The 451-nt window shown below is 59.6% G+C and carries 1 protein-coding gene; it reads right to left on the bottom strand.

What is annotated here, in order from left to right; genetic code table 11:
• A partial coding sequence (locus QC029_RS31390) for a hypothetical protein (RefSeq protein WP_279559098.1) occupies positions 1–427 on the bottom strand: 427 nt, incomplete at its 3' end.
• Positions 428–451: the final 24 nt, after the last annotated feature.

Raw genomic sequence — 451 nt, forward strand, 5'->3', positions numbered from 1 at the left:
AGATGGTGATGCAGCCGCGGATCTTCTGCGCAGCCATGTCGGCGGCCCAGATCGAATAGCCGCCGGGACCGAAGAACGAGTTTGTGTTCGGCGGCTCGGTCTCGGTCGCGTCGAAATCATACTTGCCGTCGGCCTCGAAGATGCGCGGCTTCTTGGTGCAGCCGCCGTCGGTCTGGACGTTGATGACTTCCTTGTTGTCGCGAGTCAGCGCCAGCGAGACCTGACAGCGGAAATATTCCGAGGTCTTGGTATTGAATAGATAAGTGTAGGACTTGCAGGTCGCAGTGTTCAGCTTGCCCGGAGCCAGGCCGCGGCTGCACGAAATCCGCTGGTTGTGGCTGAGCTGGTAGTCATCGGCCCGGGCGGCCGGCACCAGCGCCGTCAGCAGCAGCGCCGCAGTCCAGCAAACTTTAATGACATGGCTCATTCGAATCATCCCCCACCAATATTT

It is taken from the genome of Streptomyces sp. DH37, from assembly GCF_029813835.1.
Lineage (GTDB): Bacteria > Actinomycetota > Actinomycetes > Streptomycetales > Streptomycetaceae > Streptomyces.